The organism is Alistipes sp. CAG:268, assembly GCA_000434235.1.
In the GTDB taxonomy this organism is placed as follows: domain Bacteria; phylum Bacteroidota; class Bacteroidia; order Bacteroidales; family Rikenellaceae; genus Alistipes; species Alistipes avistercoris.
The window spans coordinates 1-7752 of record FR891995.1 but is presented as its reverse complement, the minus strand read 5'-3'; the positions used below and the strand labels follow the sequence as shown (position 1 = coordinate 7752).

General features: G+C 46.7%; 8 protein-coding genes. 5 read left to right on the top strand and 3 right to left on the bottom strand.

What is annotated here, in order from left to right; all coding sequences use genetic code 11:
* Positions 1-169 precede the first annotated feature (169 nt).
* Complete coding sequence (locus QZL63_RS05265; RefSeq protein WP_290586119.1) at positions 170-1384, top strand: site-specific integrase; 1215 nt, start codon at positions 170-172, stop codon at positions 1382-1384.
* A gap of 64 nt (positions 1385-1448) precedes the next feature.
* Here the strand turns inward: QZL63_RS05265 and QZL63_RS05260 are convergent, their stop codons facing one another.
* Positions 1449-2168 (bottom strand): hypothetical protein, encoded by a 720-nt coding sequence (locus tag QZL63_RS05260; RefSeq protein WP_290586116.1) that lies wholly within the window; start codon positions 2166-2168, stop codon positions 1449-1451.
* Between the two features lie 271 nt (positions 2169-2439).
* The gene (locus tag QZL63_RS05255; RefSeq protein WP_022308278.1) at positions 2440-3273 is read right to left on the bottom strand and encodes a hypothetical protein; all 834 of its coding nucleotides are present in this window, start codon (positions 3271-3273) and stop codon (positions 2440-2442) included.
* Between the two features lie 838 nt (positions 3274-4111).
* On the opposite strand from QZL63_RS05255, the gene QZL63_RS05250 reads away from it, so the two are divergent.
* Entirely contained in the window at positions 4112-4543 is a 432-nt protein-coding gene (locus QZL63_RS05250) for a hypothetical protein (RefSeq protein WP_290586120.1), read from the top strand.
* A 67-nt stretch (positions 4544-4610) separates the two neighbouring features.
* Here QZL63_RS05250 and QZL63_RS05245 read toward each other — a convergent pair whose 3' ends face one another.
* A complete protein-coding gene (locus tag QZL63_RS05245) occupies positions 4611-5072 on the bottom strand; it encodes a hypothetical protein (RefSeq protein WP_290586113.1) in 462 nt (153 codons plus the stop codon).
* A 238-nt stretch (positions 5073-5310) separates the two neighbouring features.
* On the opposite strand from QZL63_RS05245, the gene QZL63_RS05240 reads away from it, so the two are divergent.
* From QZL63_RS05240 to QZL63_RS05230, 3 genes are all read left to right on the top strand, one after another.
* Positions 5311-5769 (top strand): hypothetical protein, encoded by a 459-nt coding sequence (locus tag QZL63_RS05240; RefSeq protein WP_290586110.1) that lies wholly within the window; start codon positions 5311-5313, stop codon positions 5767-5769.
* A 191-nt stretch (positions 5770-5960) separates the two neighbouring features.
* Positions 5961-6689 carry an ATP-binding protein gene (locus QZL63_RS05235; protein WP_290586107.1) on the top strand — a complete coding sequence of 243 codons (729 nt, stop codon included), beginning with the start codon at positions 5961-5963 and terminating at the stop codon, positions 6687-6689.
* Positions 6667-7704 carry a DUF3871 family protein gene (locus tag QZL63_RS05230; protein ID WP_022308275.1) on the top strand — a complete coding sequence of 346 codons (1038 nt, stop codon included), beginning with the start codon at positions 6667-6669 and terminating at the stop codon, positions 7702-7704. The genes QZL63_RS05235 and QZL63_RS05230 overlap by 23 nt, the downstream gene beginning before the upstream one ends.
* The last annotated feature ends 48 nt before the right edge of the window (positions 7705-7752 follow it).

Here is a 7752-nt window from a genome sequence, read left to right as displayed (position 1 = left end):
ATCTCGGATTCGGCTCTCAAAATCAAGAGGTTACGATTTAAGTAGCCTCTTTTTTTGTGCCGTTTCGGGAGTGAAAAAGGGGCAAAAAAGGGCTTCCGAGCGCAAATGTTGGACACTTTGTTGGACACCGCCATCGCTTCTCTCAATTACTTGCAGAATACGCAAGTAGATGAAAATCAAGATTATTCTAAAAACAGACAGAGTCTACAAAAACGGTCGATCCCCGTTGATGCTTCGGTTTACCCACAACCGCACCTCAAAACTAGTGGCTCTCGGACTTTCTGTTGCACCCTGTTACTGGGACAAAGAGGCCGAAATGCTGACAGCGGATTGCCCCGATCGTGCCGCCCTGCAAAGCAAGATCGACGGCACATTAACAGGATTTCAGAAGAAGATCAAAAGGCTGGAGGCGTTGGATATTCCTGTAAACTTCGATACGCTGTTTGAGGTAAAAACCGCCCATATCGCAGGAATCACCATCGAACAAGGATTCAACGAGGAGATCGAACGGTTGGAATCGCTCGGCAAGATTCATTCGGCGACCAAACACCGATATGCCCTGCAAGTGTTGGAAGGCTACAAACCGACCAGCATGGCCATGGAAGCCATCGACCTCGACTATCTGAAAGGGTTGGAACTATACCTGCGGAAACGCGGCAACAAGGACAACAGCATCGCCACACGGTTCGCCATCTTCAAGGCCATCTACAACAAGGCAGTCAAAGAGGGGCGGATCGAGACCAAACAAAATCCGTTCAGCCTTTACCAAGTGGGCAGTTTGTGGGCCAAGACCCGCAAACGAGCCATCGACAAAGAGGACATCCAGCGATTGATTGATCTCGAAATTACAGAGGGACATACAACGGAGTACCGACAACTTGCCAAGGATTTATTCCTGTTCTCCTACTTTACGGCAGGAATGAATTTCGGTGACATGGCACGGTTACGTTACAAGGACCTCATAAAAGGCAGAATCTATTACTCCCGTCACAAAACCCAGAAGTTGCTATCCTTTCAACTCGTGCCGAACGCCTTGCAGATTATCGGGAAATACAGCAGGGATAACCACACACAAGAAGATTATATCTTCCCGATTCTCGACCGTGCGGAACACAAGACCGCACAGCAGATTTTCAACCGCATCCATAAGGTGCTGGCAAAGATCAATCGGGAATTGAAAGTGCTGGGAGAACAGATTGGATTGGAGGTTCCATTGACAACCTACGTTGCCCGCCACACATACGCAACCGTCCTGAAACGGTCAGGGGTAAGCGTGGCTCTGATTTCCGAGTCGTTGGGACACTCCGACCTCTCGACCACGCAAATCTACCTCGATTCATTCGAGAATTCGCAAATCGACGAAGCCATGCGGCATCTGCTGTAAAAGGAAAAAGGTCGGACAACCAATTCGGTTTCCGACCTTCTTTCCCATCTAATGCCAGGCAATCCTATTTGCCAAGGTATTTTATCAGGAGGTTGATTGTGGTTTGCTCACGCGTCTGATCCTCTACTTTCTCGGGGTTCATAATCTCCTTTGCCTGCTCCTCTGTTAGGCTCCTGATTTTCTCCACCATCTGAACCGTGAAGGATGTCGGATCGGCCGCATTGTGATACTTGTCGATGATGTAGGTTATCAAATACTTCTTGGCAAGGAATTTATCGTTGAACTTCTGCTCTGCGGCCTCGTACCATTGCTGACTGCGGGAGAGCCATCCGTTATTATCGAAAGCCCGATCCAAAGAATCTGAACCGATAAGCTTAACGAACATGGAGGGCTTCATCGAGTTCTTCCCGAGACACCACAGCGAAATCGTTGCCAGCGGGAATCCTTTCTTGCGCAAGAACAAGGCAAAGTCAAAGACCTCATTGGACTCCTTCAGCGTCATTGCAGACCCAGCCATGTAATCCGTGCCCCTCCACGCAACGGTACGGATATTCATCTCAGCAATCTGCTTCATGACGGACACACGCGTGTTTAAGGATTCCATAATCACGATTTTATTCATCTCGGGATCAAATTCCTTGAAGGCTTGCACTCTATGCTGACCATCCAGTACAGCATAATAGTTCTGGGCCTGGTCATCGGGAATATCGTTCCCTTTCAGATCAACTAAATGTCCTCCCGAGCGCAAAACCTCCTCACCCTTGGCAACGGTAATGGGGGACAACTACCCATAGTCCCGATAAGAATTTGACTTGCGGAATACTTCGTCGCTATTGGTCGGGCGGTTGCCTTTCACAAAAGCCAGTTGACGATTCGTGTTGTCCTCTTGCATAACCATCTTTTTCATGGCCATAAATTACTCCGTCCTTTACGGAGGGGCGTTGGTTAGCTGCTTGCCTTGCCCAAGGGGTTGCAGGTCGTCTGGACCATCCATCCGACGGATACAAAGCTCGGCAAAATTCCACCCCTCTTTAGGGAGTAAAATACAACCCGACTTACTCTCCCTCTTCTTTCGGCAGTCGTAAGCCGCCCGTATAAACCCGAGGTTCCAGTTGGTTGAAGTCCGTATTTCCGTACTGTTTCAGGACGCCTTTGAGCGAGGAGCTGTCCACCGTAAAGGATTCATTGGCCGTCAGTCGGCAGAAATAGATGATGCGGGAGATAAGGAGCAACTTGCTGTACGACACAACCTCTCCCCGTTTGGCACGCAATTCGGGCAATTTGAGGGTATCGAACAGTACCTTGAACAACCGATACATCAGTACCTGTTGCTGGGCGGTGGACAGTGATTCTGTATAATTCCTATAAAGGAGGTCGATGGTAAAGATTTTTTGTTGGGGCGGTTCTGGATATTGCGCCAACTCCTGCTTGACAAAACGACGCAGGCAGCCAAGAATCAACGGACTGTTGGTTTCGTAGCGTTCACTCTTGCGTAACTCCCGATCCTCCGAGAGGTAGAGAACTGCTTTCGGGTGCTGTTGCAGAAAATCGTTGAGTTCCGTCAGAATCTCATAATCCGTCTTGCTGGCATCGGCAGCATTCAAGCAGAAAGAGATTGTGATGTCGTAGATGAAGAGCAACGCATACCAGAACTTTTCGGCATCCAACCCGTATCCCTCCAATGTAGCCATGATGTCGTCGTTATCCCTGAAGGCTTCATAGGTGAAGGGAACTTTCACCAAGCCCTTGTTCAGACGAACAAGAAATCGGAGGCTCCAGTCACTCGGGCAATAGTTCTCACCATCCCAGCCTACATTGATTCGGTCGGCCAGTTGGTTGGCATAATCCATGGCTTCATCGCTCCAGTTTTGAGGAATCGTACAGTTCATAGTCAGTTCGGGGTTTCAGTTTTTCAAAGATACAAAATGGCCGAGAGACAAACAACGCTAAATACATTGTCAAATATTTGTATAATTATTGAACTTTTTGTATCTTTGTTCATCCAATTCCAAGACGGGGCAGGCATTCCGTTCGTCCCTGAGATTCCAGATTCAATCCGTTCAGATAGTAGGCAGGCAGTTGCTTAAAACTGTCCTATGATAACTGCTCAAAAGTGTCCTATATATACACTACCTACTTATACACTACCTAATAAAGTCGTTCCGACCATGTACTACCACGTCAAAGACCGCAAGTGATTCGAGAACCGCAAGCAGGCGAAAGAACACTATGGCGTAGCCCGTTTCCGAAAGCTGCTGCATTTAAAAGAGATTCTATTTACTAACCCTCAAAATTCCATTGCTAACGATGAATTATACCGCTATACCCAAATCGATCATCACGTTTCAGACGGGCAACAGTAAGCCTGTCGATGTTTATGTATGAGCAACCATCAAATGCTGCTCTGACCACAAGACAAATATTTCTCACATTACCGAAGAGAAACTGGCCCTCCTTACAAGGCTGGATAAACGAACCATCCGCCGTGCTATCAAACGGCTCAAAGAGGCTGGTTGTCTTACCGTGCAAACGGCCATTAAGGAAGATGTCGTCCGTGGATTTATCAAGCGGAACAGTTACCAGATAAAGCCTGTCGAGAAGGATTTTTTCTTGCTGAACAATGGCTTCTTTACAAGGAACTATTCCGCCAAGATGGCGGGATTTCTGCTCCTATTAAAGGCCATCTGCTTGAACAATACGAATACCATCCAATGAAGCAAGAGCCAGATTGCCCAGGCACTCGGCCTGTCTCGCAATACCGTTTCGGCTTTATTGGAAGAGTGCCGACAAGCTGGACTTATAAAGCCACAGGCAAAGGGCTATGAGCTGACGGCGGATTGCTTTATCCAGCCAGCCATTAAGCAGACAGAGGCTGCCATTTATAAGGAACTATGCGATTTCTGTAAAGCCAAAGGAGTGGCTGCACCCAGACGGAACAAGGTGGCATTATCGGTATTGCTTACCAAGTACAATACCGTTGGCATTCCGAGTACGGAGCCAATAAGTCTGACCTATCAACTCAACAAGCGTTGCGAGCAATTACCCGAGAAGGTTTCCATTCCCTACTTTATAAAGGTGCTCGATATGCAGGAACAGTATCGGGAGGTGATGGAGATACACAAACAGGATAAAAAGGAGTTTGGAGGATTTGAGTTTTAGAAATACAGGACTGACTAAATAGTTAGCCAGTCCCGTAAGTGGTTGTAAATACCAAACACGCCTACTATTAGTACAATGCATCCTCAATAATGGACATACGTTCCTCCAAATTACTATACGACTGTAATACCCCTATCATATTTAACGATAAAGATACATACTTAAAAGCGGAAAATGAATCTTCACTTGAACTTACACGTTCCTGCAATGAATCCACTTTATCTTTTATGTATTTAATATTTCCCTGAAGAGCTTTATAAAGTTCTCGCATTTGCGATATTGCAGAGGATCCCCCTATGTAAAGATTTGTCAATATATTGGAAACCTCTATCGAACGTATACTTATTTCTGTATCAAGATCATTTATTTCGGCATCTATTTTCAAAAAAGCTAATTCTTGTTCAAGATTTGCTACTTTTACTGACAAACTATCAATAACTACTTGCAACGAATCAACAGATTGAGCAGCTGCTCTTGTTGCGCAAAATGACATGCAAGAAATAAGGAGGAGAAATATAGACTTTTTCATGAGAAGTGAGGTTTATTTACAAATATAGCAATATTTTACCATATCCTTAAACATTGAGTCGGAAACTTTAATATAGCACGATAGATATTTAACACCGTAAAATAATTTTAACGAATTGGTTTTGAGATGCCATAAAATCTTACTACATTTACGCATAGCCAAGAAGAATAAGCTCATATAAACTCACGCTATCAACATCAAATACTACCCCATCCATTGAACCCTTAATTGTCCGTTTATGAAAAAAGTTTTCAACATCTTCTCTTATTTACTGAATGTATTCTTCATTACCGTATTTGTAATTGGGTTCATAAAACAAGCATCTTATCAAGAGAATGGCGCTAATGAGCAACAAAATAAATACGAACAAATCAAGCAAGGCATTATTGAAAGGGAGCAAGCTGATATTCCACTAAATGTGCAAAGTTTCAAAAATGTATATGACATTACCATAGACGACTTTGTATTCACGAGCGATGTTGAGCCTTACTCTGGATACTTGGTTACGACTTGGGATTTTGATGAAAAGCAAGATTTATCCCCCAGCGAATGGGTAGCAAATGGTTGTGAAGATAAATACATCCGCAAACAAAAAAAGGTATATGTTGAGGTTAATAATATAACTACACAAAAAGATAATATCACATGGTATAGTAATTGGCATGCGGCATATATGGATGCGATAAGGCCGTTTTAACAGAGAAAAAATGACTATACTCCGCACGTTGCAACACCCCGTAAAACACCCCTCCCCCTATTCGGATTGAAAAACGAATTTCGGGGAGGGATTTTTTGTGGCTGATTGTCGGAAATTTTTCCAGACTAACAACAAAAGCAACAGACAGATGATGAGTGTATTTATTTATTCATCATCTAATTTGTAGCTTTATGCAATTACGTCCATCCATGCGCCGTGCAGCCAAAATGAGGCTGGCACTGGCTGGAGCCTCGGGGTCAGGAAAGACCTACTCATCGCTCCTCATCGCTTACGGCATGACCTCCGACTGGTCCCGTGTTGCCGTCATCGATTCCGAGAACGGTTCGGCCGATCTCTATGCCCATCTGGGCAATTATCAGGTTCTCACCCTGCCCGACTACTCTCCCGAGACCTATATCGAGGCCATCGGTATCTGTGAACAGGCGGGGGCCGAGGTCATCGTCATCGACAGCATCTCCCATTGCTGGGACTATCTGCTCGATTTCCACGCCAACCTGCAAGGAAACTCCTTTGCCAACTGGGCCAAGGTCACGCCCCGTCAGAATGCCTTCATCCAACGCATTCTCAACTCCTCGTGCCACATCATCTGCACCATGCGTTCCAAGCAGGATTATGTCCTCTCGGACAAGAACGGCAAGATGGTGCCCGAGAAGGTGGGCTTGAAGGCCGTACAGCGTGATAACGTGGACTATGAGTTCACCGCCGTGCTGGACATCGCCATGAACCACAAGGCCACCACCTCCAAAGACCGAACAGGGCTCTTTACAGGCCGTCCCGAGTTCACGATAACTCCTGCCATGGGGCAAGCCATCCTCAAATGGTGCAACATGACGCAGACCACGCAATCGAATCCTTCCACACAAAACCTCCACAGCCATGCTTCCAGCCTTTCAGCCTGAACCCGAATTTGCCGCAGGGTTGAATCTTCCCGTGAAGGAGGCAACCATCGTAGAGGAGCGTCCCGTAACTCCGATTGTATCGCTGGGGACTGTACCGCGTACCCGTCACTTTATCGAGGCCAACACCAAGCCTGTTGCTCTGGCCCATCTGAAGAACGATTGTGTCGTTCCCGTATTCAGCAAGGACAACGAGGTGACGATCTCCCACCAGAGTTTTATTGAAACGGTATTGGGTGCTGCCCACCGTATGTTTCCACAGGATGCCATCGACACTCCCGATATTGTCGTTTCGCATATTATCAAGGGACGGATTCCCGAGGCTATTCACAAGCCCGTGAATCAGCTCCTGGAGACGGACAAGACCATCTATTACGAACGCATGGCCTTCTGCTTTGAGATTCCCTCGATTTACGAGGAGGTAGCAGGCAATCGGCTCCATCTTTCGATCGGAGGGGTAAGGGCCTACAACCACGAAAATCTCTATTCGAAAAAGACGGTCGAGAAGTTCAAGGTCTTCATCGGGTTCAAGAACCTTGTCTGCTGCAACCTGTGTGTATCGACCGATGGATTCAAGCGGGAATTGCGGGTGATGAGCGTGCAGGACTTGTTTGAGGCTTCGTTGCAGTTGTTCCAGCAGTACGATGCCGAACGGCACATTCGACAGATGGCGGCTTTACAGCGGCAATCGCTCAGTGAACACCAGTTTGCCCAGTTGATCGGCAAGGCACGCTTGTATCAATACCTGCCCACCGCCGAGAAACGGCAGCTTCCAGCCATGGAGTTTACCGACTGCCACATCAATGCCGTGGCAAAGGCTTACTACACGGACGAACACTTTTCACGAGGGAACAATCCCGAGATTGATTTGTGGAAGGTCTACAACCTCTTTACGGGAGCCAACAAATCCAGCTACATCGACACCTTCCTTGACAGGTCGCTGAATGCAACGGAGCTGATTGCAGGAATCGGTCGGGCCTTGGAGGGGGATACCGAGTACAGTTGGTTTGTGGAGTAACGCTTTACAGAGAAGAATACCCTTGCTGTCGTCTGACGGCAGGGGTAT